Annotated in this window: 24 protein-coding genes and 1 pseudogene; 18 read left to right on the top strand and 7 right to left on the bottom strand. The window is 59.6% G+C overall.

Annotation, left to right across the window (positions count from 1 at the left end; translation table 11 throughout):
- Positions 1 to 7 precede the first annotated feature (7 nt).
- Positions 8 to 1,087 (bottom strand): cupin domain-containing protein, encoded by a 1,080-nt coding sequence (locus tag DWB23_RS12140; protein ID WP_121743662.1) that lies wholly within the window; start codon positions 1,085 to 1,087, stop codon positions 8 to 10.
- A 172-nt stretch (positions 1,088 to 1,259) separates the two neighbouring features.
- On the opposite strand from DWB23_RS12140, the gene DWB23_RS12135 reads away from it, so the two are divergent.
- Entirely contained in the window at positions 1,260 to 2,138 is an 879-nt protein-coding gene (locus tag DWB23_RS12135) for a fumarylacetoacetate hydrolase family protein (protein ID WP_121743121.1), read from the top strand.
- A gap of 68 nt (positions 2,139 to 2,206) precedes the next feature.
- Here the strand turns inward: DWB23_RS12135 and DWB23_RS12130 are convergent, their stop codons facing one another.
- The 3 genes from DWB23_RS12130 to DWB23_RS12120 all read right to left on the bottom strand — a co-directional run bounded on the left by DWB23_RS12130 (position 2,207) and on the right by DWB23_RS12120 (position 6,081).
- Positions 2,207 to 2,938, bottom strand: coding sequence for an acetate--CoA ligase family protein (locus DWB23_RS12130; protein WP_121743120.1), 732 nt, complete (start codon positions 2,936 to 2,938; stop codon positions 2,207 to 2,209).
- Positions 2,935 to 4,320, bottom strand: coding sequence for a CoA-binding protein (locus tag DWB23_RS12125; protein WP_121743119.1), 1,386 nt, complete (start codon positions 4,318 to 4,320; stop codon positions 2,935 to 2,937). The genes DWB23_RS12130 and DWB23_RS12125 overlap by 4 nt, the downstream gene beginning before the upstream one ends.
- A 213-nt stretch (positions 4,321 to 4,533) precedes the next feature.
- Positions 4,534 to 6,081 (bottom strand): class I adenylate-forming enzyme family protein, encoded by a 1,548-nt coding sequence (locus DWB23_RS12120; protein WP_121743118.1) that lies wholly within the window; start codon positions 6,079 to 6,081, stop codon positions 4,534 to 4,536.
- A gap of 163 nt (positions 6,082 to 6,244) precedes the next feature.
- On the opposite strand from DWB23_RS12120, the gene DWB23_RS12115 reads away from it, so the two are divergent.
- Positions 6,245 to 7,102, top strand: coding sequence for a UbiA family prenyltransferase (locus DWB23_RS12115; protein WP_121743661.1), 858 nt, complete (start codon positions 6,245 to 6,247; stop codon positions 7,100 to 7,102).
- A 30-nt stretch (positions 7,103 to 7,132) separates the two neighbouring features.
- Here DWB23_RS12115 and DWB23_RS12110 read toward each other — a convergent pair whose 3' ends face one another.
- Positions 7,133 to 7,900 carry an IclR family transcriptional regulator gene (locus tag DWB23_RS12110; RefSeq protein ID WP_121743117.1) on the bottom strand — a complete coding sequence of 256 codons (768 nt, stop codon included), beginning with the start codon at positions 7,898 to 7,900 and terminating at the stop codon, positions 7,133 to 7,135.
- Between the two features lie 869 nt (positions 7,901 to 8,769).
- On the opposite strand from DWB23_RS12110, the gene DWB23_RS12105 reads away from it, so the two are divergent.
- The 13 genes from DWB23_RS12105 to DWB23_RS12045 all read left to right on the top strand — a co-directional run bounded on the left by DWB23_RS12105 (position 8,770) and on the right by DWB23_RS12045 (position 22,611).
- A complete protein-coding gene (locus DWB23_RS12105) occupies positions 8,770 to 9,525 on the top strand; it encodes an IclR family transcriptional regulator (protein WP_121743116.1) in 756 nt (251 codons plus the stop codon).
- A gap of 102 nt (positions 9,526 to 9,627) precedes the next feature.
- Positions 9,628 to 10,746, top strand: a complete 1,119-nt coding sequence (locus DWB23_RS12100) for a mandelate racemase/muconate lactonizing enzyme family protein (protein WP_162989805.1) — start codon at positions 9,628 to 9,630, stop codon at positions 10,744 to 10,746.
- Between the two features lie 52 nt (positions 10,747 to 10,798).
- On the top strand, positions 10,799 to 11,959 hold the full coding sequence (locus tag DWB23_RS12095; RefSeq protein WP_121743115.1) for a glycoside hydrolase family 10 protein: 1,161 nt from the start codon (positions 10,799 to 10,801) through the stop codon (positions 11,957 to 11,959).
- 45 nt (positions 11,960 to 12,004) lie between these two features.
- Complete coding sequence (locus tag DWB23_RS12090; protein WP_121743114.1) at positions 12,005 to 13,177, top strand: exo-beta-N-acetylmuramidase NamZ family protein; 1,173 nt, start codon at positions 12,005 to 12,007, stop codon at positions 13,175 to 13,177.
- 94 nt (positions 13,178 to 13,271) lie between these two features.
- Entirely contained in the window at positions 13,272 to 14,858 is a 1,587-nt protein-coding gene (locus DWB23_RS12085) for an ABC transporter substrate-binding protein (protein WP_121743113.1), read from the top strand.
- A gap of 11 nt (positions 14,859 to 14,869) precedes the next feature.
- Positions 14,870 to 15,814, top strand: a complete 945-nt coding sequence (locus DWB23_RS12080; protein WP_121743112.1) for an ABC transporter permease — start codon at positions 14,870 to 14,872, stop codon at positions 15,812 to 15,814.
- Entirely contained in the window at positions 15,807 to 16,724 is a 918-nt protein-coding gene (locus tag DWB23_RS12075) for an ABC transporter permease (protein WP_238717408.1), read from the top strand. The genes DWB23_RS12080 and DWB23_RS12075 overlap by 8 nt, the downstream gene beginning before the upstream one ends.
- Positions 16,721 to 17,959 carry an ABC transporter ATP-binding protein gene (locus tag DWB23_RS12070; RefSeq protein ID WP_121743111.1) on the top strand — a complete coding sequence of 413 codons (1,239 nt, stop codon included), beginning with the start codon at positions 16,721 to 16,723 and terminating at the stop codon, positions 17,957 to 17,959. Before DWB23_RS12075 ends, DWB23_RS12070 begins: the two co-directional genes overlap by 4 nt.
- The gene (locus DWB23_RS12065) at positions 17,956 to 19,068 is read left to right on the top strand and encodes an ABC transporter ATP-binding protein (RefSeq protein ID WP_121743110.1); all 1,113 of its coding nucleotides are present in this window, start codon (positions 17,956 to 17,958) and stop codon (positions 19,066 to 19,068) included. The genes DWB23_RS12070 and DWB23_RS12065 overlap by 4 nt, the downstream gene beginning before the upstream one ends.
- Entirely contained in the window at positions 19,061 to 20,143 is a 1,083-nt protein-coding gene (locus DWB23_RS12060; RefSeq protein ID WP_121743109.1) for a serine hydrolase domain-containing protein, read from the top strand. The genes DWB23_RS12065 and DWB23_RS12060 overlap by 8 nt, the downstream gene beginning before the upstream one ends.
- Positions 20,140 to 20,604, top strand: a complete 465-nt coding sequence (locus DWB23_RS12055; protein WP_121743108.1) for a GNAT family N-acetyltransferase — start codon at positions 20,140 to 20,142, stop codon at positions 20,602 to 20,604. The genes DWB23_RS12060 and DWB23_RS12055 overlap by 4 nt, the downstream gene beginning before the upstream one ends.
- Positions 20,605 to 20,659: 55 nt before the next feature.
- Positions 20,660 to 21,889, top strand: coding sequence for an anhydro-N-acetylmuramic acid kinase (locus tag DWB23_RS12050; RefSeq protein ID WP_238717407.1), 1,230 nt, complete (start codon positions 20,660 to 20,662; stop codon positions 21,887 to 21,889).
- On the top strand, positions 21,886 to 22,611 hold the full coding sequence (locus DWB23_RS12045) for an HAD family hydrolase (RefSeq protein ID WP_121743106.1): 726 nt from the start codon (positions 21,886 to 21,888) through the stop codon (positions 22,609 to 22,611). The genes DWB23_RS12050 and DWB23_RS12045 overlap by 4 nt, the downstream gene beginning before the upstream one ends.
- 9 nt (positions 22,612 to 22,620) lie before the next feature.
- Here the strand turns inward: DWB23_RS12045 and DWB23_RS12040 are convergent, their stop codons facing one another.
- A complete protein-coding gene (locus DWB23_RS12040) occupies positions 22,621 to 23,424 on the bottom strand; it encodes a creatininase family protein (RefSeq protein WP_121743105.1) in 804 nt (267 codons plus the stop codon).
- Positions 23,425 to 23,518: 94 nt separating this feature from the next.
- Between DWB23_RS12040 and DWB23_RS12035 the strand changes: the two genes are divergently transcribed.
- Both DWB23_RS12035 and DWB23_RS12030 read left to right on the top strand, forming a co-directional pair.
- Entirely contained in the window at positions 23,519 to 24,334 is an 816-nt protein-coding gene (locus DWB23_RS12035; RefSeq protein WP_121743104.1) for an SDR family NAD(P)-dependent oxidoreductase, read from the top strand.
- A 128-nt stretch (positions 24,335 to 24,462) separates the two neighbouring features.
- A complete protein-coding gene (locus DWB23_RS12030; protein WP_121743103.1) occupies positions 24,463 to 24,948 on the top strand; it encodes a DoxX family protein in 486 nt (161 codons plus the stop codon).
- Here the strand turns inward: DWB23_RS12030 and DWB23_RS12025 are convergent.
- Positions 24,945 to 25,898 carry a hypothetical protein gene (locus tag DWB23_RS12025; protein WP_121743102.1) on the bottom strand — a complete coding sequence of 318 codons (954 nt, stop codon included), beginning with the start codon at positions 25,896 to 25,898 and terminating at the stop codon, positions 24,945 to 24,947. The two genes, DWB23_RS12030 and DWB23_RS12025, sit on opposite strands and share 4 nt — an antisense overlap.
- Positions 25,899 to 26,173: 275 nt before the next feature.
- Between DWB23_RS12025 and DWB23_RS12020 the strand changes: the two are divergent.
- A pseudogene (locus tag DWB23_RS12020) lies at positions 26,174 to 26,264 on the top strand (IS6 family transposase); the annotation flags it as partial.

Genomic DNA, 26,264 nt, shown 5'->3' with positions numbered 1-26,264 from the left:
AACACCCTCACTCCGAGACTTCGGCCTCGGCGTAGAAATTCATCGACTCGAGGATCGGCCGGTCGGTCATACCCAGCAGGATCGCTTCGTCGTCCGGTTCGTGGTGGTGCGGGCTGTCCGGCGGTACGGCGAAGAGGTCCCACTGCCCCCACTCCAAGGCCTCGCCGTCGACGTGGGTCGCGCCATCGCCCTCGATGACGAAGTAGACTTCCGTCGAGTTATGGAAGTGGGCGTCCGTCGGGCCCTCGTTGAGCAGTTGGGCGCGGAAGGACATGGTCGGAAACAGCGGCGCCTCCGCGGTGGCCGGATTGACGTACTCGAGGCTGTACCCGTCGTAGGGGTCCGGGTCGTCGTTGTCGGCGTACTGCCGGAGCGACTCGAGCATCTCGTCCCAGCCGAAGCGGTACGGCGGCGTCGGCTCCTTGTTCCCCTGAAACGGGCCGGGGATGGAACCGTCCGTTTGCTCGTGCGCGGGGCGGCCGCGGCCGTACTGGGAGTCCCAGTAGCCCTGTGTCTTCGTGACCGGCTGACGCTCGAGTTCGTGGTTCTCGAAGACGTGGGTGTTGTTCAGCGTGTCGAGGAACAGGGGGAGGTCGAGGACGTCGAGCCAGGCGGCGGTCTCGTCGGAGTCGTTGACGTGGTCGTGCCACTCCCACTGTGGCGTCGTGACGAGGTCGTTGTCCCGCATCGGGAACTCCTCACCCGCGACGACCGTCTTCATGTCCTCGTTCCCGTCGATGGTGAACCGCAGGGCGCTGGCAGCGTGGCGGTGGGAGGGAGCGGTCTCCCCGGGAGAGACCGTCTGGACGCCGACGTAGATCGTATTCGAGATGGCGTGCTTCGCGTTGATCGGGACCGCGACCCGCCGCTGGAAGCCCGGCGGGAGGTCGGCGATCGGGACGTCCTCCTCGATGCCGTCGATGGCGGCTTTGATGTCCTCCCACTTCCAGATGTTCGGTTCGAGGTCGTCGAGGAGGCTCCCCATATCGTCTTCCACTTCCCAGAGCGGGCGGAGGCCGTTCTTCTCGAGGGTACTCCGCGTGTCAGAACTCAATTCTAGGAGCTCCTCTGGATCCTGCTGTGCCATGTTCGCATTTTTGTCAAACGAGACCATAAGTGTGTTGGAGCCCTCAAGCGCCCTCACGAGCGAACGACGACGGCTCGGTCGTTCCCGTTCGGGTCGACGGACGCCCGCCGATCCGAACGCATCGTCGATCGAGAAGGGATTATTTATGTGGGCGTGCGACAGTGGACCTACCATGCGATTCGTCAGGTTCAACGACGACCGACTGGGCTTGCTCACAGACGACGACCGCGTCATCGACGTCACCGACCGACTCGGCCTCGAGACGAACGATCCCCTCAAAGAGTACGCGCGCAAGGGCGTAGACGCCAGCGAGTACGAGGACGAAGATCCCGACCACGACCTCGAGGAGGTCACCGTCGAGTCTCCCGTCCGCCGCCCCGGCAAAGTGATCGCGGCACCACTGAACTACGAGAACCACGTCGAGGAAGCCCTCGCCGACAAGGACATCGTCACCGAGGAGTGGTTCACCATCGAGGACAAGGGCTACTTCCTCAAGGCGCCCTCGAGCGTCGCCGGGCCGGAGGACGGCATCGAACTCCCGTTTCACGATCGGCGGGTCGACCACGAGATCGAACTCGCGTTCGTCATGGGTGAGGAGGTCAAGGACATCGACGCCGACGACGTCTGGGACGCGATCCTCGGCTACACGATCCTACTCGATGTCTCCGTCCGGGGCGACCAGGACCGCTCGAACCGCAAGTCCTACGACACGTTCACCATCATCGGCCCGTGCGTTGCGACGCCCGACGAAGTCGGCGACCCGCACGACCTCGAGATGGAACTGCAGCTCAACGGCGAGACGCGCCAGCAGGAGAACACCGGCGACATGATCTACAGCTGCGCCGACGTCGTCGAGTACGCCTCGATCGGAATGACCATCGAAGCGGGCGACGTGATCACAACCGGGACGCCCGAGGGTGTCAGCGCGATCACCGGCGGCGACACGATCGACGCCGAGATCGAGAACGTGGGCTCGATGACGGTCGAGGTGACCGATCGCGACCTCGCGTTCGAGGACATCCACGTCGAGAAGAGCCAGCAGGACGACTGACCGCGTTCGAACGCGCCGCAGTTTTCGCGTCTTCCACACCGTCGACGAGGAGCGTCCGCGTCGAGGTCCTACGCGTCCTCGAGCGCGTCGAGCGTCACCAGCGCGTCGAGGGCGACCGCCCCGTCGGGCCGCGCCAGCAGCGGATTGACCTCGAGTTCGCGGATCTCCTCGCGCTCGACCAGCAGGTCTCCGACGGTGACGATCGCCTCCGCGATCGCGGTTCGGTCGACCGCGGGGGATCCGCGGTAGCCGTCGAACAGCGGCGACGCCTCGAGCTCCCGGGTCATCTCGACGGCCTCGGCGGTCGATACCGGCGCGATCCGGTGGCTAACATCCTGCAAAACTTCGACGGCGATTCCGCCGAGGCCGACGAGGACGGTCGGACCGAACGACGGGTCGCGCGTGCCGCCGACGATCACCTCGAGTCCCGCCTCGAGGTCGACTCCTTCCTCGACGAGGGCCGCGGCGTCGAGTTCGCGGTCGGCAGCCGCGTCGAAGATCTGCTCTGCGGCCGTTCGAACCGCGTCGGCGTCCTCGAGGCCGACGGCCACGCCGGCGCCGTCGGCCCACTCGCTCTTGTGCTGGACCGCCGGCGAGGCGACCTTCGCGACGACCGGGTGGCCGATTCGCTCGGCAGTCTCGACCGCCTCGTCCGGCGAGTCGACGGTCTCGCCGTCGGGAACCGAGAGGCCGCGGTCGGCCACCAGCCCCTTCGCCTCGGACTCGGTCAGCGCGGACCGGTCCTCCGCGAGCGCCGATTCGATCGCATCAGTCGTCTCGGCCGCGTCGGAATCGGTCATCGACTCACCCCCTCGACCGCGGCGGTCGCGTCCGGATCGGCGTTTCGCAGCGCGTGCTGCACGAGGGCTGCGGCGGCATCGGCACCCCGCTCGGGCGTCCGGAAGGTCGGGATCTCGAGCGACTCGAGCCCGGCGAGTTCGTCGGCCAGCACGGCTTCGGGGCCGCCGGTTGCGAAGACGATCGGCTTGTCGACCTCGTCCACGAGCTCCTCGAGGGTCTCGGTCGGGTATCCCAGCGCTCGCTCGTACAGTTCGTAGACCAGGACGATATCCACGTTCTTGTCGCGCGCGACGGCCGCGACGACGTCGCCGAACTCGGGCATCGGCCGCCCGGTGTCGACGGGGTTCGCAGAGTAGGTCATCCCGGGGAGGATCTCCTCGACGGCCTCCTGCGTCTCGTCGGTGAGCGCCGGGAACTCCGCTCCGGCGGCTTTCAGGCGGTCGGTGATAGCGATCCCCGGTCCCGCTTGCGCGGTGACGACGCCGACGTTCGGGCCGTCGGGGAGCGGGCAGGTGGAGAAGGCTTTCCCCGCGTCGAGCAGTTCCTGGCTCGAGCGGATCGTCGGGACGCCGTACTGGGCGAAGCCGGCTTCGTACAGCTCGTATCGCCCGGTCAGCGCGCCCGTGTGGGATTCGGCGAAGTCGCCGACGTCCTGCTCGCCGACGTTGTAGGCGACAACCGGTGTTTCGACCGCGCGACAGGTCTCGAGGAGGCCGCGCGCGTCGTCGGTCCCCTCGACGTGCAGCAGGATGGCGTCCGTTCGGTCGTCCGCGTCGAAGTGCTCGATCGCCTCCTGGAAGCCGACGTTGGCGCGGTTGCCGAGGCCGACCATCGCGGAGACGCCGAGCCCCTCGTTCTCCGCGCGGAAGGCGAGGGCGTAGGCGAGGCCGCCGCTCTGGGCGACGATTGCAACGTTCCCCGCGGGGATTGTCTCGACGTCGGTCGCGAACGTCGCGTACAGGTTCTCCGAGGGAAGCAGGAAACCGCTCGTGTTCGGCCCGAGCAGGTGGACGTCGCCGTCGGTCGCGGCTTCGATCAGTCGCCGCTGCAACCGCTCGCCCTCCGCGCCCGCCTCGGCGAAGCCGCCGGCGAAGATGACGGCGCCGCCGATCCCCGCCTCGCCGCACTCCTCGACGACGTCCGGGACGACCGTCGCCGGCACGCACAGCAGTGCGAGGTCTACGACGTCGTCCTCGATATCGGTCACGGAAGATACGAACTCCCGGTCGAACACGGTCCCCTCCGCCGACGGGTTGACCGGGTACACCGGTCCGTCGAACTCGACGGCGTTGCGCATCGCTTCGTAACCGATCTTTCCGGGCGTTGCTGAGGCCCCTACGACGGCGATTCCGCTAGGATCGAATAGGCTCGTCACGACCATACAGTGGTAGTCGAATCAGCGTGTGAAAACGTTTTCCCACAGATACGGTCTCGAGACGGCGGACGGTGCGTTCCATCTCGGTAGCGGGTCGATCCGCCGTCCTACAGGGTGACGGCGTAGACGTCGGACAGTGGTTTTTCCGACGGTAGCGCCCTCGTCTACTGGGACAGCATATAACGAGGGACGGGCTGTGGCCGGGGTTTTATCGATCGCTTACGCGTCGAAGAAATTCTCGTAGACCGTCGCCCGCTCGATCGTTCCCGTGTCAGTTCGCGGGAGCGGTTCGTCCGTTACCGCGTACTCGCGCGGTCGCTTGAAGTTGGCCAATTCGTCGTTGTCCTCACAGAATCGGTCGAGAGCCTCGATGTCGATGTCGTCGGACCCGTTCGCGTGGACGACGCACGCGACGCGGTGACCCCATTGTTCGTCCTCGAGGCCGACAACGACAGCCTTCTCGATCGCTTCGTGGGACTCGAGGACGTCCTCGACCTCCTCGGGGTAGACGTTCTCTCCGCCGCTGACGATCATGTTGTCGACGCGGCCGACGATGTAGAGGTAGCCGTCCTCGTCGAGTTCCGCGCAGTCGCCCGTCCGGAGCCAACCATCGACGTACGTTCGCTCGTTCTCCTCGGGATGGTCCAGGTAGCCGTCGCTCATGCCCGGCCCGCGGGCGATGATCTCGCCGATCTCGCCCGGCTCGACGGTCGTCGTCGGGTCGGGATCCTCGTCCGGATCTGCAGCCTCGACGACCCGAAGCTCCCACGTGAACGACTCCTTTCCGATCGTCCCGGTGTGGTCGTCCTGCAGCGACGGGTGGGCGAAGGTGAGGTTCGGGCCGCCCTCGGTCAGCCCGTAGGTGTTGTACACGCCCTCGGTCAGGTGCTCTGAGGCCTTCTCCACGAGCCGCTCGGTCACGATCGAGCCGCCCGTCCGGATGTACGAGAGGGTGTCGACGTCGTACCCCTCGGCCGCCTGCGTGTCGGCCAGCACGTGGAGCTGCGTCGGGACGGCGAGCATCCCCGTCACGTCGTAGTCCCGGATGAGGCGAAGCGCCTCGTCCGGTTCGAAGTCGGACTGTACGACCATCGTCGCACCGGCCATAACGTGCGGGAGGATCCACGCGTCGGTCGTCACCATGTGGTACCAGGGCGTCGTGACGAGCGCGGTGTCCGTCTCTACGATGGACATCTCCATGACGACCTGCATCGCACCGTACCACATCTGCTCCTGGTCGAACAGCACCCCCTTCGGCGTGCTCGTGGTTCCACTCGTGTAGAAGATGCCGTGTTCATACGCTGAATCGGGCTTGACTGGGTCCGTCGACGCGTTCGCGATCACGTCCTCGTAGTCCTCGACGCTCGCGCGATCGATCGCCTTCTCGCCCGCGTGGATCCCCGTCTGGATCGCCGTGCGGTCGAGCACCTCGAGGGCCTTCTCGGCGTTCGCGTCGTCGAACAGCAGAATCGCCGCCCCCGTCGGCTCGAGCATCGACGCGAGGGCGCCGGGGCTGTCGCGGAACGGAAGCTGCACGTTCGCGATCCCTCGCTTCTGGCTCGCGAACATCGTCTCGATTGCGAGCGGTCCTGTGAGGGCGAGCGTTGCGATGCGTCGATCCGGGACGCGTTCGTTCAGCGCGTTCGCAAGTCGGGTCGTTCGCTCGTCTAGTTCGCCGTACGTCATCGACCGCCCGTCGTCGGTCACGAGCGCCGTCTTCGCCGAGTGACACCGGACGGTTCGCTCGAACATATTGATGTACTTCATCGGTCTGGTCGCGTATGTGTGAGACGGGCTACCGAGGGTATTAATTATTATGATAAGCTACGGTTTGACGGACGGTACTGGACAGCGATTCCCCGTGTCGAACATTCCCTCGAGGTGCCGCCGAACGGGACCAATTATGACCCTCGGCAGCTCACGGGTAAGCGTGCACGAACGCTCGCGTCGAACGCGGCTTCGCCGGACGACTCGAGGGCTCGTCGCGCACGTCCAGCCGGTGTTCCTCCTGCCGGGGGTCGCGATGTCGCTGTTCGGCGCGTCCCTCGCCGGCGACGCGGCGGTCCCGACGGCGGCCGTCCACGCACTCGCGATCGGGCTGGCCGTCTACGTCGCTCACCTCAAGGACGGCTACGTCGATTACTACGTCAGGGGAGAGGACGCCGACAATCCTCTCGCGCCGACCGAGATCCGAGTCGCGATCGTCGCCGCGAGCGCCGCCTTCGCCTGCTGCGTCGCGTTCCTCTGGGCGGCCGTCGGTCCCGACCCAGCCGCGCTCACCGCGCCGCTCGTCGCCCTCGGCCTGCTGCACGCGCCTCACCTCGACGCCGCCCCCGCCACCGGGACCCTCGACTACCCGATCGGAATCGCCCTCGCTACGGCTGGCGGCTACGCGACCCAGACCGGTTCGGTATCGGCGTCGATCGTCGCGATTGCGGCCGTCTTCCTGGTGTTGCTCGCGGGGATCAACGTCCTGCTCGACCTGCTCGACTACGACCACGACCGGCGCGTTCCGAAGCGGACGATCCCCGTCGTCGTCGGTCCGGACGCCGCCCGCCCCGTCGCCTGGGTCTTCGTCGTCGCCGCGGTCGCACTGCTCGCCTGCTCGAGCGTCGTGGGTGTGCTCCCTCCTCGAGCGGCCCTCGCGGGCGTCTTCCCCCTCGGCGCCGTGATCGCCTGCGTCGTCGTCGGGCTCGCGGCCGACCGCGCCGTCCCGCTGTTCATCGGCTCGACGTACCTCTTCGCCGCCGCGCTGTTCCTGGCGGTTCGCCCCGAACTGCTCCCCTGATCCAACGGCGATTCGCGTTCGAGCCGCGGGCTACCCGTACACCAGGCGGAGTTCGATGTCGTCGACCGCCTCGAGCAGCGGTTCGGAGAGTTCCCCTTCGATGCGTTCCTCCGTGAGCCGGTTCGCGGCGCCGGCGATCGCGACCGCCGCGATCGGCCGCCCGTCGCGGATCACCGGCGTTGCCAGGGCGTGCAGCCCGCGCAGGTCTTCCTGATAGTTTACCGCGTACCCGCGCTCGCGGACGCGCTCGAGTTCCTCGAACAGCGCGTCCCGGTCGGTTATCGTGTTCTCGGTCCTGGTAGGCAGCCCGTGTCGATCGATGGTCTCCAGAACCTCGCGTTCCGGCAGGTGTGCCAGGATCGCTTTGCCCGCCGAGTTGGCGTGGAGCGGAACCCAGTTCCCGATCGTCGAATCGAACGAGAACGACTCGCTCCGCGGGACCCCGTAGAGGAACATTCCCATGCCGTTCTCGGGAACGATGAGCCACACCGTCTCGTCGACGTCGAAGGCCAACTGATCGATCCGCTCTTTGGCCGCGTGGTAGACCTCGAACTGGTTCCGAACGGAGACGCCGACGTTGAAAAACTGCAGTCCGAGGCGGTAACGACCGTCCTCGTTGACGACGTACCCGTGTCGCTCGAGGCCCACGAGGTGTTTGTGCACCGTACTCTTGGCCAGGTCGAGCCTGTCCGCCAGTTCCGTCACTCCGGCGCCCTCGCTCTCCCGAAGTGATTCGACGATAGCGAACAGGGTTTCGTCCGATTTAATCGATCGTCCATCGCTTTCGTCTCCTTTCATACGCATCCGCTACGGACACCGGGTATATAATGGATTCGCTATATTTTCCCGTCGATAAGGGGCGAAGAAAGACCGCCGTTCGCTGAGACGAAACGACTCTCCGACCGACGGAGATGTATCCGATGCAATCGTTAGACTCGAAGTATACACTCGTACGTCTGTAAACAACTGTCGGTATATGCGATTCCCTACCACGTTCCTATCAGCCGTTGTGAACGACACCGTTTCGTAACAGCGAACGCATCGTGGGTACGGATCCCAAGCACATCGCGATTCGTATCGTCGTGGGCACGAATGCCGCGAGACGTTCGCGCGCATCGATCCGACGGCACGTCGCTTCAACGGACCGTGCTATTTTTGCCCCTCTGAGTCATTCCCACGTATGGTATCTACTCTGAGATTGAACGCCGAAGCGGAACTCCGGCCGCTCGTCGACAATTGTCTGCGAAAAGGGTTCAATACTAGCCGGTGCAGCATCAGTTTCTATTTTTCATCCGACGTTACGAGAGTACCTTTCCCTTAGAATAATATCTCCGGTTAGATCGGACAAGCGAAATCAGACGTGGTGGCAAGGTGTTCCTTGGCTCGGGATATTTCAAAAGAGTGGTAATTCTGTCGAGTCTCCAAGCAAGCTATCTAAGACCGTTCGGACGACTAAACAGGTGTTTCAACCGCTATCAGGTACATTTGGAACCTTCGAACGAGCTACCTGAAATCCAATCCATCGTATTTCTCCGTTGAGAAATTACAGACGTACCGATGTAATCTTCTGGATGCGATTTCAGACATGCTGAAAAGTACGTTCGTCGAAGGGTCATTCTAGGGAAACAGTTATTACGAACTAGTATAGAGTGTTGATAACGAAAAACATGCCCCAGAACGAAGGAAATACCGTCAAAACGACGGCCCGATCCCTGGACATTATCGAAACGTTGCGGCAACTCAACGGGGCGCGACTCACTGAAATCGCCGATGCCGTCGGGTTACCAGCCAGTACGGTCCACAATCATATTTCGACGCTTCAGAAACGTGGTTACGTCATCAAGCAGGGGCATCAGTATCACGTCGGACTGCGATTCCTGGATATTGGAGATTACGCGCGTCGAACCCGTGAAGCGTACTTGCCAGCACAGGACGAACTGGACCAGCTCGCTTCGGAGACCGGTCAGACGGCATTTCTTCTTACTGAAGAGAATGGCGTGGGAGTCATGCTTTACGTTTCGTCCGACGATGGGGCGGTACCGGTCGACCTCCGTCCAGGAAAGCGGATTCCACTCCATACTTCCGGCGTTGGCCAGGCGTATATGGCGTATCTTTCTGACGAGGAGATTGACGAGATCATCGATCGTTTTGGTCTTCCTGAACGCACTGATTCCACTATTTCCGATCCGGGTGAGTTGCACACGGTTCTCGCTGAGGTTCGCGAACGCGGTCTCGCGATCGATGTCGGTGGCCGTTTACCCGGTGTCACGAGCATTGGAACAGCAGTCAAAAACGAGAGCGGGAAAGCCGTCGCCGCCATCGGAATCGCTGGTGCTAGCGGTAGTATCGACCAGATAGATACAGCCTCTCAACAGGTGAAAAGTACCGCGAATATCATTGATCTTCGAATCGCTCATTCCTGAGCTGCGTTTCAACTCTATCGAACAGAGTCTGGAGTGGCTTTCCGACGTTGTGTATCTGGTCCGACAAAAGGATTGATATAGAATGCCACGAGCATTGGCAGTATGACCATCACGGACCTAGAGGCGATCCCGGTACGAATGGGTGTCGCCCCCCTTGAAGCGGAACTCGGATTGGCACCGTACGTCAGCAACCACGACCAGGTCGAATCTGTGGATCGGGTTCTCGTTCGTCTGGAAACGGACGAGAGAATCCTCGGTTGGGGTGAGATGTTGGTCGCGCTCAAATCGGCCAGCGTCACGAAAACGGTACTCGAGGACGTTATTGCGCCGAAACTAATCGGGGAGTCGATCGAGAATGCGCACGCGGTCCTCGAGGAGTTCTATTATCCCTACGTTCGAATTGACCCCTTTTTGGGCGCGGTTGATACCGCTGTATGGGATGCTCTCGGGAAGAAAAACGACGCGCCGATATCGGAGCTACTCGGCGGGAGGGTAACTGACGAGGTCGACGTTGCGTTTTGTCTGGGGATCCTTTCTCCCGAGAAATCTGCAGTTCACGCCCAGCAAGCTGCTGACGCAGGGTTCACTTCCTTGAAAACGAAAGCGGGGCCGGACTGGAACGTGGATGTTGAGCGGTTGGCGGCGATGCACGACGCCGTTGACGGCGAACTCGATTTTCGTCTCGATCCGAATCAGGGGTGGACGATGACCGAGGCCGTCCGTGCGCTTACCAGACTAGAAAACCGCGGAATTCTCCTAGAGTACATCGAACAACCGATCCGAACGGAAACTTTCGGAAGTTACGCGTCGCTCCGTTCCCGGACGCGTACGCCGATTGGCGTAAACGAAGACACGTACTTCAACGGCAACCTTCGACAACTGTTAAAGGCGGATGCCATCGACGCTGCCGTCATCGATCTTGTTCCTGCTGGCGGTCTCTCAGCGGCACGAGGGCAAGCCGCAGAAGCTGAAGCAGCGGGCGTGTCGGTCTCGCATCACTGTGGGTTCGACCTCGGAATCAAGACCGCTGCGATGCTTCATCTCGTTGGTTCCACCGCTGCTATCGATATGGCACCTGATTCCGTGTATTACGGATGGGAGGATTACGTACTTGTGGATCCCTTCGAGGTTCAAAACGGGGCGTACCCGGTTCCCACTGGCCCCGGCTTGGGGATCACGGTCGATGAGTCCAAGGTCGAAGAGTATCGTCTTGACGCATGAACGGAGGAGAGAGTACGGGGAGGACGCGATCGCGTAACAATGGGGGTTTCAAATGAAGTGTGTCTGGGCGTACCCGTGGGCACTTCAGGAAAAAGGGTTAGAAAGAACCTGCCAGGAGCTAGTAGACACCGGCGTCGACCGTATCAACGTCGCCGCCCAGTATCACTCGATCAGGACGCTCAACCCACGATCGGGATCAAATCCTTTTACGGATACGCCCGGAGGGTGCTTCTTCCGACCGAAGAAAGACGATTTCTTCGACTCCAGCATCGACCCTCCGGTATGTGAGGTGGCCGGACTATCCGACCCGCTTCGTGAGGTAATTGCCGTCGCAACCGCTGTCGACTTGGACGTGTCCGCTTGGACCGTGTGCTTGCACAGCTCTCGATTGGCGAATGAAAACCCCGAGTACCGACCCGTCGGCCCCTTCGGAACGGTACATGAGCACGGCCTCTGCCCCAGCCATCCGGCTGTCCGGGCGTATCTAGCAGAGATCGTCCGGATGCTCGCCGACTACGGTGTGAGTCGGATCGACCTCGAATCGATAGGGTATCCAACAGCGTTTCATCCTCACGGCGAGTCGTTCGGTCACCTGAAGAACTTCGCTGCGAGTGACGATCTGAGTCAGGTATTGCTCTCACAGTGTTTCTGTGATGCGTGTCAAGAACGAGCCGACTTCGATCTCGAGCCGACAGCAGAGCTGGTTCGGGACCTCCTTTCACGGTCGTTGAATAGCGTGACCGGCCCTTCCGATACTTCTCTCGTGGATCTAATAGACGAACATCACTGTCTGAATGATTTGTTCGCGTTCAGGCAAGATACTGTCACTGAACTCGTTTCAGACCTCGCGGCGAGCAGCGGCCGAGTTCCACTGAACTACTACGTTGCGGACGGGTTGGGCAGAGGGGTTGACGACGGACGATGGGCCGGGGTTCACCTCGAGCGAATCGCACCCCACTTAGACTCGGTTACGGCGCTGTATTATTCGGATGATTCAGCGGTTACGGACGGGCGAGTTCGGCGGATCCGTGAGCGGACGGGGATACGAACCGAAGCGGGAATCACGGTGGACCCTGCCCTCTGGAACGATCAATCGAGGTGGATGAGTGCAATCGATTCAGTGCTCGACGAAAACCCGGCTGCCGTCCACGTGTACAATCATTCGCTGATGACCGATGAGCATGTCGAGTGGCTTCGGGGCGTAGAATTGTAATAGTAGAAGCGTTTATTTGCAATGCTCATAGACTAATTTAGTAGAATGGTTACCTTAGGGGTCGAAGTGTTTCTCGATGCGGATCGTGGTCGGGAGGAGCCAACAGTCGGGCTCGTCACCAATCCGTCCGGAGTTACGGCTGATCTTGAATCGACTATTGACTTGCTGAACGAGAGCGACGTCGTCCAACTCGAAGCGCTGTTCGGACCGACTCACGGTATCCGTGGCAACGAACACTCACAGGATGCGATAACCGAGCACATCGACGAGAAAACGGGATTTCCGGTGTACGATCTCACATCACAAGGAAACGGCCGAAATGGAGGGCCGAACGGAACGACAGTCGAGCAGATAGCGCAACTCGATCGATTAATTTACGACATACAGGAGGTCGGTACCTGTTTCTCGACGTTTGCGCGAACACTCGGGCACGTCCTCACTGAGGCGGCGAAGGCTGATACCCCTGTTACTGTGCTCGATCGACCCAATCCCATCGCCCCGCTCGGTCCTGCAGGCACGCTCACTCAGCAACCGACCGGAAGTCCCCTCCCGATACTCCACGGTATGACAGTCGGCGAACTCGGACGCTACTTCGCGAGTGAGATGGAGTTGGATGCGGATCTCACAGTAATCGAGATGGAAGGTTGGTCCCGCGAACGGTGGTTCGACGACCTCGAGTTGACCTGGGTCCCGCCGTCTCCGAACATGCCGTCTTTGATGACCGCGCTGGTTTATCCCGGAACGTGTCTCTTCGAGGCGACGACCCTCTCAGAAGGGCGCGGAACAACAAACCCCTTCGAATTAGTCGGTGCACCCTGGATCGGTGCAACGACCTTCGCAGCGATGCTAAACGACATGAATCCGCCTGGTGTGAAGTTTCGATCCGCACATTTCACCCCTCTGTTTTCGAAGCACGAGCGATCGGATGTGGAGGGTGTGCAAGTTCACGTTCTCGATCGCGAAGTGTTCGATCCGATCAGAGTTGGCGTCACTATGATTCTCACCGCATTTTACGAATACGCCGAGTGTGCCTGGGTTCAAATCAACGGCGGATACCTGATCGACGATCTTACTGGCGGACCCGAGTTACGGATCGCCACGCAGGATGTCAGAAACGGCGCCAACCTTCGCGTCGCAATCGATCGCATCGTAGAGGCATGGAACGACGAAGGAAACCGATTCTTCGAGTCTAATTCCGAATATCTCCTCTACAAATAAGGTGTTGGTTGCAATTTCGTTTAGAAGATAGCCGGTTTTGATCCCTCGTCCTCGATAGTTTTATAATGATCCAATCCAGTTCAGTATCCGAAGTATGCAAAGCGATAGCAATGACATCGGCCTCGATAGGCGTAGCACTTTGCGCGCTATCTCTGGGATTGCTCTCGGAGCGGCACTTGCAGGGTGTAGCGAGGGTGACGCGGAACCCCGGAAGGGTATTGGTGGGAGCGGGGATGGACAGGCCCTTTTCGTTACGTTCCCTGACGACCCCGAGAACTTCGATCCGCATCTGACCACCATCAACAGGGCCCAGCGCGTGCTAGAAAACATCGTCGAGGGCCTCTTTCGGCTCAACGCCGACCTCGAGCCGGAACCGCTGCTCGCCACAGACTACGAGATCAGCGATGACGAGACCGAATACACGATCTCGATCAAGGAGGACGTTCAGTTCCACGAGCCGATCGGTGGCGAAATGACGGCTACCGACGTGGTGTACACGTTCGAGCGCGTGATGGATCCGGACGTTGGCTCGCCACGTGCGGCGAACTTTACCCGAGTCGAGAACGTCGAGGCTGTCGACGAGTACACAGTTCGATTCGAACTCGACGAGCCGTTCGCACCGATGTTGACCGCCTTCGCGGAGTCCGTAGAAATCATTCCCGAAGGAGCAGCGGAAGAGGTGGACCTGCAGGAGCACCCGGTCGGAACGGGACCGTTCTCGTTCGTGGACTGGACGATCAATCAGGGTGTCGAGATTGAAGCATTCGACGACTACCATGTCGACGGCGTGCCAAACCTGGAAGACGTGGAATTCGGTATCGTCCCCGAGCCGGCAGCCCGACTGACGGCACTTGAGGTGGGCGACACGCATGTCTTGGAGAGCGTTCCGTACCAGGATATCGAAGGCCTCTCCGAAAACAGCGAAACGGAGGTAGCGACGGAGACTGGCCTTTTCAATCAGGGCTATTGGTTCAACGGCAACGAGGCGCCATTCGACGACGCGCGTGTCCGACGCGCCGTAAGCCATGCGATCAGCAGAGACGACATCGTTCGAGGCGTCCTCTTCGGACACGGCGAACCGGTTCATCATCCAATCCCGCCCGCGAGTGAATGGGTGAATAGGATCGATCCCGGTCCCGCTCCGACTCAGGATCTGGACCACGCTCACAAGTTACTCGATGAGGCGGGAGTCGATCCGAATGATGTCGAAACTTCGATCAAAGTTTCGCGAACTCCGGGGCCCGGTGCGGACGCTGCGACACTGATCCAGGGACACCTCTCCGACCTCGGGTTCGATGTCGAGGTCGTCGAACTCGACTTCTCGACCTGGCTCGACGAGGTCTGGGTCAACAATGACTACGAAATGGCGATCGGATCGTGGAGCGGTCGCGTGGATCCAGACGGATGGTACTACAGACAGTACCATTCTGAAGGGCCGTGGAACCACTGGGGTTTCGAAAACGACCGGGTCGACGAACTCCTCGAAGAGGGGCGTTCAGAGACGGATCTGGATGCCAGAGCGGATATTTACGGTGAAATTGAGGAGATCGTTCAAGAGGAGGTCCCGATGACGTACCTCTACTTCGACAACGAATCCGTCGCATACCGCACGGAGGTCGAAGGGTACGAATTGGAAATCGCGAACCTCACGAGTTTCCACGACACCTCTCTAAATAACTGACATTTTGGAAAATGAAACGCTACATCGTCAAGAGAATTGCCCAGTACGTCCCTGTCCTGTTCGGCGTAACGCTGATCGCATTTCTGCTGATCAATGTGGCTGGTGGTGACCCCGTCCGGACGATGCTCGGGACGGAAGCCACGGAAGAACAGGTTCAGATGGTCCGCGAGGATCTCGGTCTCGACCAGCCGTTGTATGTCCGATACTTCAACTGGCTGGGGGACGTTTTGACCGGGGACCTCGGGACGTCGATAATGTATGGACAACCCGTTAGCGATCTCATCGTCCAGACGCTTCCAGTGACTCTCTGGCTGGCTGGTGGCGCTCTCTTAGTGTCCATCCTCATCGGCATTCCGGCCGGCATCATCTCCGCCACCCGCCGAAACACGAAGTTCGATTCCGGGGCGACCGTCGTCGCGTATTCGGGGATCGCAATCCCGAATTTCTTCCTCGGAATTCTCCTAATTTTGGTGTTCGCGGAGTATCTTCGGGTACTGCCGGCCTCCGGTTTTGTTTCTCCCTTAGCGTACCCTATCGAGGGAATTCGATATCTGATCCTTCCCTGGATCGCGCTCGGGACGGCTCAGGCGGCGATCGTAATGCGGTATATGCGCTCGAGTTTGCTCGAGGTGATGGACCAACAGTACGTCGAGGTCGCAACTGCCAAGGGACTCGTCCCCGCACTAATCCACAACAAACATTCCATCATGAACGCGCTCATCCCCACGGTGACGATCATCGGGATCAACTTGGGCTACTTGCTCGGCGGCTCAATCGTCATCGAGGAGATCTTCGCGCTTCCTGGATTCGGACGTCTCGCCCTGAACGGTGTTCTAAATCGAGACTTCCTGATCTTACAGGGCGTCCTGCTAGTTACGGCGTTCCTGTTCACGACGGTCAACTTCATCGTAGACATCCTATACACCTATCTCGATCCGAGGATCCGCTATGAGTGATACACAATCAACCGCCGATGTTGACAGCGAAATGCACGAGGGATCGAACTATCAGTCGTTCCTTAAGGTATTCGTTCGAACGATTCGTAACGACCAACTTGCACTCCTCGGGACGGTGGGGCTCGGGATCACGTTCTTCTTCGCGGTACTCGGGCCATTCGTAATTCCACACGATCCGACGGCGACAAATCTGGATATCATGAACCAGGCACCGTCACTGGTTCATCCGTTCGGCACTGATCGATACGGTCGTGATATCCTCGCACGGGTAGCACTCGGTGCTCGCACGTCGCTCACCGTTGCGTTCGTCGGCGTCGCTGTGGCAGCCGGAATTGGCGTGACGCTCGGTGCGATCGCCGGGTACTACGAGGGCGTACTGGGGGAGGGGATTATGCGGTTCGCAGATACGATCTTCTCGTTCCCGGCGCTGCTACTCGCGCTGGCGATGGTCGCTATCCTAGGACAGAACTGGTACAACGTGATTATCGCAGTCGGAGTGGTCTACTGGCCGATCTTTGCCAGGGTCACTCGCGGGAGCGTTCTCTCGGTCAAAGACGAGGAGTTCGTTCAGGCCGCTCGATCGATCGGGGAGTCTGACTTCCGGATCATCGGATGGGAGATTCTCCCGAACGTCACAGCACCGATAATCGTGCAGGGAACGATTAGCATGGCCGTCGCAATCCTGTTGGAGAGTGCTCTCTCATTTCTCGGGCTTGGTGTTCCACCACCGGAACCGTCATGGGGACGCATGCTGGCGGATAGCCGTCAGTTCATGACGCATGCGCCGTGGTGGACGATAGCACCGGGTCTCGCAATCATGTTCACCGTTCTGAACCTCAATTTCATAGGTGATGCACTTCGTGACGCCCTTGACCCACACCAAGAGGAAGAAATGGAGGCTAGCCGATGACGCAAAATCAAAAATTCGAGACGACGGGAACCGGTACAGAGAGAAAGCGATCGGATGGCGCACAGGCGCTACTGGATGTCGTGGACCTCTCGGTAAATTTCCCGACACAAGAAGGACTTGTCGAAGCGGTAACCGACGTGTCATTGTCGATTGAACCGGGTGAGACCGTCGGTCTCGTGGGAGAAAGTGGCAGCGGCAAGTCGGTGACCGCGTCGTCGATTCTTGGGTTACTGGATGACTCGGCCCAGATCGATGGGACGATTGAGTTCGATGGTCAAGAGATGCTGGAAAAGACTGAGGACGAACTTCGTGAGATTCGTGGGAACAAAATCTCGATGATCTTCCAAGAGACTGGATCGTCGCTGAATCCCGTCCTCACGGTTGGCGATCAAATATCTGAGACGATTCGAACTCACCGGTCAATCCCGGGCGAGGGAATCAGTTGGCTTGAGAAATCCGTACTCGGAAACCTGATCCGACCGAAGTCGCATCCGACGAAGTACAAGAATTCGTGGGAGAAGACGGTCGAGTTGTTCGAGCGGGTCGGAATTCCTGCCCCGGAAAAGCGCGCGCTGGAATACCCCCACGAATACTCCGGCGGCATGAAGCAGCGAGCGATGATCGCGATGGCGATCGGTTGTCAGCCCGACTTGTTGATCGCAGACGAACCGACGACAGCGCTGGACGTAACCATCGAAGCGCAAATCCTGGACCTTATCACCGAGATTCAAAACGAGTTCGGCACTGCGGTTCTGTTCATTACGCACGATATGGGTGTCGTGAACGAAATCTGCGACCGCGTTACCGTGATGTACGCCGGCCGGATCGTCGAGCAAGCGCCGACGGACGAACTGTTCGACCATCCGAAACACCCCTACACGAAAGCACTACTCGATAGCATCCCCAGCCTCGAAGGAGGAGAGACCCTCGATCCGCTGGCTGGACAGGTACCTGATCCGACCGACAAACCGTCTGGTTGCCCATTCGCCCCGCGGTGTCCGTCAGTGACGGCCTGTTGTGATACAGAGTTTCCGCTCCTGTATCCGGTGACCGCGTCGGATGAACCGCTCCCCGTTCGTGACGGCGGGGCCGAGGGGACCGCGCCGTTACCGCGTCGAGATAAACTGACCGGACACGGCGTCCATTGCGTCCTCTACGGCAACGGTGACAGCTTGGCACCGCATCGATCGACGGCCGATCGAGGTCGGTCGGAAGCGACTGGAGGTGAGCCATGAACGTGAATCACGATCACGACTTGAGTGCCGCTGACGGAGCCGTTAGCGACGCGGAGCCGCTGCTGGAAATTTCCGAACTCGAGAAGTATTTCCCCGTAAACGAAGGGCTGCTCGCCTCGATCGTCGGGGAAACCAATCACGTCAAAGCAGTCGATGGCGTCTCGCTAACGCTCGCCGAGCGGGAGACCTTCGGTCTCGTGGGTGAAAGCGGATGTGGCAAATCGACGCTCGCGCGAACGTTACTTCGACTGGAAAAGCCGACTGGCGGGTCGATCACCTATCGGGGACGCGATCTGACCGAGTTGTCGAACCGCGCGTTGCGCCCCTTCCGTTCTGAGATCCAGTTCATCCATCAGGATCCCTCTTCCTCGTTGAATCCACGCAAGCAGATCGGGAAAATACTCCGACGGCCGCTCGAACTTCACCGCGATCTTGACAAGGAGGAACAAGACGCGGAGGTCCGATCGCTGCTTGATCGCGTCGGCCTCGACCCAGGGATGCGCCATCGGTACCCACACGAACTCTCGGGCGGGCAGAAGCAACGCGTGGAGATCGCACGCGCGGTTAGCGTCAATCCCACGTTTATCGTCGCTGACGAACCCACGAGCGCGCTGGATGTCACCGTCCAGGCGCAGATCCTGGAACTCATCACCGAGATTCAGGATGAGTACGACCTAACGCTCGTATTCATTTCGCACGACCTTCGAACCATTCGTTATCTCACGGATCGCGTGGGCGTAATGTATCTCGGTGAGATGGTCGAGGTCGCACCGACCGAGACGATATTCGAGAATCCGAAACACCCGTACACGCAGTCACTCCTGTCTGCGGTTCCGGAAATCGGCAAAGGCGGAAGCGAAAAAATCCGATTGGAGGGACAGCCACCGGACCCGATAAATCCTCCCTCTGGATGCCGGTTTCATACCCGATGCCCGCTCGCTCAGGAAGCATGTGCGGCGGTTAAGCCCGAGCCTGCCGTCGAATCATCCGAGCATCAATATCTGTGTCACTTCACCAATCCCAATACACGAACTGGGACGGTCGGCGGGCCGACGGGGGTGGCTCCGGATCAGCTCCGCGGCACCGTTCCTGAGGATCAGGATGACTGACACGACACCGTTTCATCGGACGACCGCCCTACGCTCTCGTCTCGAAAGCGGTATCGATCAGGGGCTGTTTGACGGAGCTGTCGTAGTCGTCGGATCGACCAACGGTGTCGATACACACCTCGCCACGGGTCAACGAAACCTTGCTGGCGACCCGGTTACCCCGGACACAAAATTCGATGTCGCATCACTTACGAAGGTGGTTGCAACGACGACAATCACTCTACGACTCGTTGAAGCGGGGGAACTGACACTCTCGTCGACGGTGGGTTCACACATCGACGAACTCCATGATACACAACGAGGTGCAATCCCACTACGGTCCCTGCTGACGCACACGTCCGGTCTCCCTCCATACAAGGCCTTTCCGTTCGGCTGGGAATCCAAATCGGCGGTACTCGAGTCGCTGTTCGACAGCCCGCTATCGGTACTCTCAGAACCGAACGAGTGGTACGTCTACAGCGACCTGAACTTCGTTTTCCTCGCAGAGGTCCTCCGCCGTGTTACCGGTGAGAGCCTTGCAACGCTCTTCGAGACGTACGTGACCGATCCGCTCGGACTTACGGATACGGCGATCGGGCCGATCCAGAGTGAGAACGTGGCAGCGACACGCGACCGTCGCTGGGCCGACCGAGTTCTCGAGGGAGAGATACACGACTACCTCGGGCGGGCGATGGACGGTGAATCTGGAAACGCCGGCATCTTCTCGACAGGCCGAAATCTCGCCACCGTCGCACGGATGCTATTGAGTCGAGGCGTCCACGGTGAAGGCCGATTCCTCTCCTCTGCTATGGTCGATCGGCTTCGCACGGATGCAATCGGTTCTATAGACGCGTCACAGGGACTCGGCTGGAAACTCGGACGAGGAGATACCCCGGGGACCGCGTGGTCACCGGACGCGTTTGGCCACACCGGGTTTACGGGTACTTCGATGTGGATTGATCCGGATCGCGACCAGTTCGTCGTTCTGCTCACGAACCACGCTCTGACAATGGACCCCGACGGATCGCTGGAGCCGTTTCGGCAGCAGGTTCACGACATCGCCGCCGCGACAACAAAGAGGGCAAATGATTCATGAGCGAGACCATTCGCCCGTACGAGGAGGACGATCTCGCAGTAATCAACGAAATCTTGTCGACGACAGTTCCGTGGACGGAGTACGAAGCGACCTATCGGGTCGATGATGCGGCCGTTGCAGACGAGGATCTGCTCGCTGTCGCGACCGTTGACGGTGGCGTAACGGGCTTCGTGTGGGTCGTTCCGAACGGCGCATTCGATAGATCCGGCTATATTAAACTCATCGGCGTTGTAGAACACGCTCAAGGGCAGGGAACCGGAACTGCATTAATGGACTGCGCCGAGCAGTACGTTTCGGCGGAGAGCACGAGCAACGACGTGTTCCTTCTCGTATCTGACTTCAACGAGGCGGTACAGGAGTTCTATCGCCAACACGGATACGATCGGATCTGTATTCTCGAAAACTACGTGGAGAACGGTATCAGCGAGTACATATTCAGAAAATCGATTCATGACCAGTAACCCAGAGCAGTCGACCCCGCAACGGAATTGCACGAAAGAATACCAACACAGCAGTGTGTCGTCGGACACGCTCTCGCGAACCGGCCAGTCACTCGTACGAACGGACGGCGGCAACGCGAGGTACGCCGTCGGCATCATGTCGGGAACCTCTCTCGACGGTATCGATGCTGCCTGCTGTTCAGTGACGGAGACGGGAACGAACGAGGAGTACCCCTATGAGGTCACTGTCGAATCCTTCGTTTCCGAGGAATACCCGATGGAACTCAGGACGCGGTTGGTCGAACTGTGCGATGAAGAGATAGGGACTGTCGACGAGGCGTGTCGGTTGAATATCGGCCTCGGAAGCCTCCTTGCGGATGTCGCGACGGCTGCGATGGACGAAGCGGGAGTCGACCCCGAAAACGTCGACGTAATCGGGAGTCACGGTCAGACGATCTGGCATATCGGAACCCAGGAGGAACTCCCCGGTGTCGGCTGTCCCCGACGATCGACGCTTCAGATCGCGGACGGGAGCGTCATTGCCCGCGAAACGGGGGTAAAGACGGTTTCTGACTTCCGGACGGCTGATATCGCGGCCGGCGGTCACGGTGCCCCGTTGGCACCGTACTTGGACGCGACAGTATTCAGCGATGAGGAAAGACATCGTTCGTTGCAGAACATCGGTGGCATTGGGAACTGCACGCTTCTGCCGCCGTCGCCGGGACGCAATGATGTGCGCGCGTTCGATACTGGACCCGGTAACATGGTTATCGACGCTGTCGTCGAAATCCTCACGGATGGCGAGCAAACGTACGACGTCGACGGGGAGATCGCGGCACGGGGGACGCCGGATGAATCCGTAATCGACCGGTTCATGAACGCACCCTACTTCGAAGCGTCGCCCCCGAAAACGACGGGACGAGAGGACTTCGGTCACGAATACGCACGCCGATTCATTGAGGCCGGACGCGAGCGTGGACTTGACGACGCCGACCTCGTAGCGACGGCGACGGCGTTCACGGCCGCGACGATAGCTGACGCGTACGATCGCTTTGCCGATCCGTATCCGGACGAAGTGTTTGTCTCCGGCGGCGGTGCGTACAATCCCACGCTCCTGACTATGCTGTCCGACCGCGTAGCGTGTGATGTCGATCGACTCTCGTCGCTTGGGTTCGATCCGGATTCGAAAGAGGCTGCGTTGTTCGCGCTTATGGGTATCGCCCGTCTGGACGGTCGACCGAACAACGTCCCCGGATCGACGGGGGCGGACGACCCGGTCGTAATGGGGAAGGTGAGCCTCCCATGACGCACCGTACGATCGACGCGCCCCCCGGTGTCACCGTCTCCGAGACATCGACGTGGAAGACTGCCTCTCGGCCAGAACTCGTGGCGTTTGACTTCGATGGTACACTTGTGGACCAGCGTGGCGGCTGGCTCCTCCTCCAGGAGCTATTCGGAACGCGTGACCAGGGGAAGGTATTGACCGAGCAATACCGCGAGGGCGAACGGACGTTCCCAGAATGGTGTGAGGAGAACGTGGCCCTACTGGCCGATCGCAGCGTCACTGAGGCCCACATTTGCCGTGCCGCGGCGGCTGTGAAACTCACCCGAGGTGCGGAGGCCTTGCTCGAGACGATCGCGAGCGCTAACGTTCCGTTCGGGACGGTCAGTGCCGGAGTAACCAACCTCCAGGACGTGCTAACAGAGTTCGGCCCCGAATTTACTTTCGGAAACGAGATCCGATTCGATGATTCGGGAACCATCACGGGTGTCGATGCCGGGGTTGGCCCGGATCACAAAGACGACGTACTCGAACGAGTCTGTCGGGATCGTGGGATTACCACGGACGACGTGTTTTACATCGGTGACTCGCATACGGATGAAGAGGCGTTCGAGGTCGCGGGAACGTCGGTGTTATTCGACCCAGATGACCGAATCGATGACGGAGTGTACGAGGTAGTCGATGCGGTAGTTGACACTCGTGATCTCCGCCTGGTCGAGAATCTGTTCGCCACCATCATCCACTAGCGAGTACGATTATCGGTTTCGCGCGTGGATCTCTCGGAAGAGATCCGCGATTTCGTCTGTAATGAACTCAAAGATGACATTTCCCTTTTTCGCGGAGGCTCGCTTCGGTGCACCGATCGCGCCCGACTCCGAGTATTCCTCGAACGGCCGGTAGACTCCGAGCGGTCCCGGCTCGAGGAGGTCTTCGTCACCGAGGTCGTACGGTTCGTCGAACGGTTCCGCGTCCATCGCGTCCCGGTCAACGAGAGCCGTATCCAAGTGAAGCATGAGCGACGTTTCGAACTCTCCGCCGTGGGCCATTCCGCCAAGATCACTGTCACGAATCTCCTCGATGACCTCGGTCGCGAGGTCGAAGTACGTAAATCCGAGTACCTGACTGTCCGGATATGCGTGGCCGACCTCGCTGACGACGGCACCGACGAGCGCCCGGTTCCCGCCATGGCCGTTGACGAGGACGACGGCGTCGAATCCGTTTGCGAGTCCGGCCTCCACGATGCTCCGGATGTGGGTGAGAAGGTGATCGAACGCGGCCGTGAGCGTCCCACCGAGCGATCGGTGATGTGGCGAGTAGCCACACCAAATCGACGGCGTCACGAGCACCGGGAGGTCTTCCTCAATGGCGTCAGCGCTTGCCATAGAGACAGCCGTTGCGAGCATCGTATCGGTCCCGACGGGTAGGTGGTACCCATGCTGTTCGACACTACCGACGGGAACAACAAGAACGGACCCTTCTTGGGATCCGATCGCACGAATTTTGTTTGCTGGAGTTGTAGCCCACGCTACAGACCGATAGCTGTCGTCGAAGCCAAGCATATCGTCCACTCACAGAGGATCCCCATAGTTCATTCGACCTGGCCGGTTAACAGGGAAACCTACTTGATGGAGTCGCGATAACGATTCGCAGTACATGGACAATCGGGTACTCGAGGGTCAAACAGCTATCGTTACCGGTGGGGCGAAGGGAATCGGGCGGGAGATCGCATCGACGCTCGCCGGAGAGGGAGCCAAAGTCGTAGTCGCCGATGTCGACGCTGAAAACGCGTTCGAAACCGTATCTCGAATCGAGGCCGTTGATGGAGAAGCGCTGTTCGTGAAGACTGACGTGACGGGGACGACATCTGTCCGTTCGATGGTTGACGAGGCGCTTGAAGAGTTCGGGACGGTAGACATCCTCGTGAACAACGCCGGCGGCGCGCTTGACGATGATATCGCTCACACCGTCGATCAGGACTCCTGGGAGACGATCATCGATCTGAACCTGACTGGGCCATACACCTGCACACGCGAAGTGTTGCCGGTGATGATCGAATCGGATGGCGGGTCCATCGTGTTCGTTTCCTCGGCAAACGCGCTCACTGGTCTCGGCCTCCCTGCATACTCTGCGGCAAAGAATGGGACACACGCCTTTTCTCGTCTGATTGCGACTCAGTACGGTCGGTACGGAGTTCGTTCGAACGCCGTCTGTCCAGGAACGATTATCACCGAATCCCGACGTGAACAACGCGCCGCAGACTGGGACGAGCGTTTCCGCGAACAACTGCTTGACCAGTATCCATTGCAAGAGTTTGGGACGCCCGATGACGTCGCGAACGCAGTCCTGTACCTGACCAGCGACCTCGGTCGGTTCGTGACCGGAACCGAGCTCGTAGTTGACGGCGGGTTAACGTGCGGACTAGATCAAACCTTTCAGCGGACGCTCTATGACATAGACCGTCTCGAGTGATGTTTAGCATGCGGAAAACGCAACCAGGGGTGTTGGCCAGGACCCGTTAGGATCTCGAGCGCGGATGCGCATCTAATTACGTCCATATGGGATAAATCATAAGTATAAAGAGGCTAAACTATTTCCTGATGGCATCTGGAACCACCTGCGACGGACGAGATTCAACTCTAAATAATCAGTCTAAAGACGAGATGTATTCTCTACTCGGCCGCCACGTGAAATCATATGAAGAACACATTTACTTCGTGTTTCGTGTTCTCGTCGGGCTGTTATTTATGCAACACGGCGCCCAGAAACTATTCGGCCTCTTTGGTGGCGTAAGCGGAAGTGGAAGCGCTGCGCCGTTGCTCGGTATGTACGGTGTCGCCGGCGTTATTGAGCTAATCGGAGGTCTCCTCCTCGTCATCGGCGTGCTGACTCGGCTCGTCGCACTCATCGCGGCTGGACAGATGGTCGTCGCTCAGTTTATCGCTCATCTTCCAGACGGAATCATCCCGATCCAGAACGGAGGGGAACTCGGATTACTATACATCGCAGCGTTCCTCGTCCTCGTTTTATACGGAAGTGGACAGTATAGTCTCGAGCACCTGTTTCTCGATCGCGAGATCGTTTAGGTAGATTCGATTGCGGCCTCTTCAGCACTTTTCGGGACACCTTCGGGAATCGAAAGATTCGGATCGGTAGCAACATTACCGGTTCGTACTGCCCCTCGGAACGTTCCACTATACGAGCCGGATTCGAAATCGATACTCCCACCTCCGTGAGTACGAAGCGTTTCAGGATACGCTCCGGCAGCGAAGTGGGAATTTTCGATCGTGACCGGACCTGAAGACCCGACCCAAACGGGATAACCGTTGCGTTCGGTGAATCCGTCGTATCCGGGACCGTAGTCGGTGTCGTCGTTATACCCGACACAATTACGGAGCGAGTCGTCGGGGCCAGCACAGTGAAAAGTGGCGACCCCGTTGTTCTTTCCGTAGCAGTTCTCGAATGTGACGGAGCCGGAATCCCCAGTATTGGAGCAGTAGAATCCGCTGTTCGGATAGCCTTGGACGTTACAATACCGGAAGGTAACGTCGCTGTCTCCCTCGTTGTTGCAGAAAATCGCGCCGGGTCCGTGTTCGTGGCCGCTACCTTCCTTCGTCGCGCCGTCGCCGAGATAGAGGTTTTCGACGATCACTTCTCCACTAGACGCCGTGACCAGTATTTGGAAGCCAGAACCCCGGCACAACCCTTTGAACCCAATATTTCGAATCACCGAACCCCCGCCGTTGACTACGAGCGTGAAAGACCGTCCCCTCGTGAGGTCGATAAGGGTATTTTCGAACGTCTCACCCTCCCCGATCCGGACCATCTGCCCGTCGGCCTTGAGGACCTCGTACTCCTCGGCCGTAAGAGCCCCTACTACAGTCATGCCGACTTTCGTCACGCCCCCTGCAGTAATACCCAGCCTGGTGGCCGCACCTGCTACGATCGACTGAACGTACGATCGCCGCGTTAATACCGTATTGCGCTCGGAGGTCGAGGACTCAGTGCGGTCGGCAGTGCTGGATTCCTGCGCCATACGTTCGGCCAGCGACGTACGTCACTTGTAAGCTTTTTCGAAAATTGATCAAGTATCGTGAACTACAAATAATATGCTCGAATTCGACGCAGATACTCTCTCATATCGGGCAGAAATGTTTACGATCATGGAGAGAAGAGCTCACAGAAAAGTATACTCCGTTCACGACGTAGACGGCAATACATACGCGCTTAAATCCCGACGATTACAGCGGAAAGGCACTGTCTAGTTGAGTCAATTTGAGAAGTGAGCAGGTCGTTGAGTGAATTGGTTAGATGCTCGCAGACCTGCTCAGCGAAAGCTATGAACCGGATTTTGAAGAATCTTGGGAGAACGAGCGGACGGCGAACGCCCGTCAGGGCGTTC

This window comes from Natronorubrum halophilum, assembly GCF_003670115.1.
GTDB lineage: Archaea > Halobacteriota > Halobacteria > Halobacteriales > Natrialbaceae > Natronorubrum > Natronorubrum halophilum.
Note: the sequence above shows the minus strand (reverse complement) of the source record. Positions and strands in the feature narration are given on the sequence as shown.

Excerpts from the sequence above, each read along its gene's own strand:
- DWB23_RS12140 (WP_121743662.1), bottom strand. The coding sequence starts at position 1,087 with ATGGCACAGCAGGATCCAGAGGAGCTCCTAGAATTGAGTTCTGACACG.
- DWB23_RS12105 (WP_121743116.1), top strand. The coding sequence starts at position 8,770 with ATGCCCCAGAACGAAGGAAATACCGTCAAAACGACGGCCCGATCCCTG.
- DWB23_RS12125 (WP_121743119.1), bottom strand. The coding sequence starts at position 4,320 with ATGGTCGTGACGAGCCTATTCGATCCTAGCGGAATCGCCGTCGTAGGG.
- DWB23_RS12080 (WP_121743112.1), top strand. The coding sequence starts at position 14,870 with ATGAAACGCTACATCGTCAAGAGAATTGCCCAGTACGTCCCTGTCCTG.
- DWB23_RS12090 (WP_121743114.1), top strand. The coding sequence starts at position 12,005 with ATGGTTACCTTAGGGGTCGAAGTGTTTCTCGATGCGGATCGTGGTCGG.
- DWB23_RS12085 (WP_121743113.1), top strand. The coding sequence starts at position 13,272 with ATGCAAAGCGATAGCAATGACATCGGCCTCGATAGGCGTAGCACTTTG.
- DWB23_RS12100 (WP_162989805.1), top strand. The coding sequence starts at position 9,628 with ATGACCATCACGGACCTAGAGGCGATCCCGGTACGAATGGGTGTCGCC.
- DWB23_RS12025 (WP_121743102.1), bottom strand. The coding sequence starts at position 25,898 with ATGGCGCAGGAATCCAGCACTGCCGACCGCACTGAGTCCTCGACCTCC.
- DWB23_RS12120 (WP_121743118.1), bottom strand. The coding sequence starts at position 6,081 with ATGAAGTACATCAATATGTTCGAGCGAACCGTCCGGTGTCACTCGGCG.
- DWB23_RS12075 (WP_238717408.1), top strand. The coding sequence starts at position 15,807 with ATGAGTGATACACAATCAACCGCCGATGTTGACAGCGAAATGCACGAG.
- DWB23_RS12060 (WP_121743109.1), top strand. The coding sequence starts at position 19,061 with ATGACTGACACGACACCGTTTCATCGGACGACCGCCCTACGCTCTCGT.
- DWB23_RS12030 (WP_121743103.1), top strand. The coding sequence starts at position 24,463 with ATGGCATCTGGAACCACCTGCGACGGACGAGATTCAACTCTAAATAAT.
- DWB23_RS12040 (WP_121743105.1), bottom strand. The coding sequence starts at position 23,424 with ATGCTTGGCTTCGACGACAGCTATCGGTCTGTAGCGTGGGCTACAACT.
- DWB23_RS12110 (WP_121743117.1), bottom strand. The coding sequence starts at position 7,900 with ATGAAAGGAGACGAAAGCGATGGACGATCGATTAAATCGGACGAAACC.
- DWB23_RS12055 (WP_121743108.1), top strand. The coding sequence starts at position 20,140 with ATGAGCGAGACCATTCGCCCGTACGAGGAGGACGATCTCGCAGTAATC.
- DWB23_RS12135 (WP_121743121.1), top strand. The coding sequence starts at position 1,260 with ATGCGATTCGTCAGGTTCAACGACGACCGACTGGGCTTGCTCACAGAC.
- DWB23_RS12070 (WP_121743111.1), top strand. The coding sequence starts at position 16,721 with ATGACGCAAAATCAAAAATTCGAGACGACGGGAACCGGTACAGAGAGA.
- DWB23_RS12035 (WP_121743104.1), top strand. The coding sequence starts at position 23,519 with ATGGACAATCGGGTACTCGAGGGTCAAACAGCTATCGTTACCGGTGGG.
- DWB23_RS12095 (WP_121743115.1), top strand. The coding sequence starts at position 10,799 with ATGAAGTGTGTCTGGGCGTACCCGTGGGCACTTCAGGAAAAAGGGTTA.
- DWB23_RS12130 (WP_121743120.1), bottom strand. The coding sequence starts at position 2,938 with ATGACCGATTCCGACGCGGCCGAGACGACTGATGCGATCGAATCGGCG.
- DWB23_RS12045 (WP_121743106.1), top strand. The coding sequence starts at position 21,886 with ATGACGCACCGTACGATCGACGCGCCCCCCGGTGTCACCGTCTCCGAG.
- DWB23_RS12065 (WP_121743110.1), top strand. The coding sequence starts at position 17,956 with ATGAACGTGAATCACGATCACGACTTGAGTGCCGCTGACGGAGCCGTT.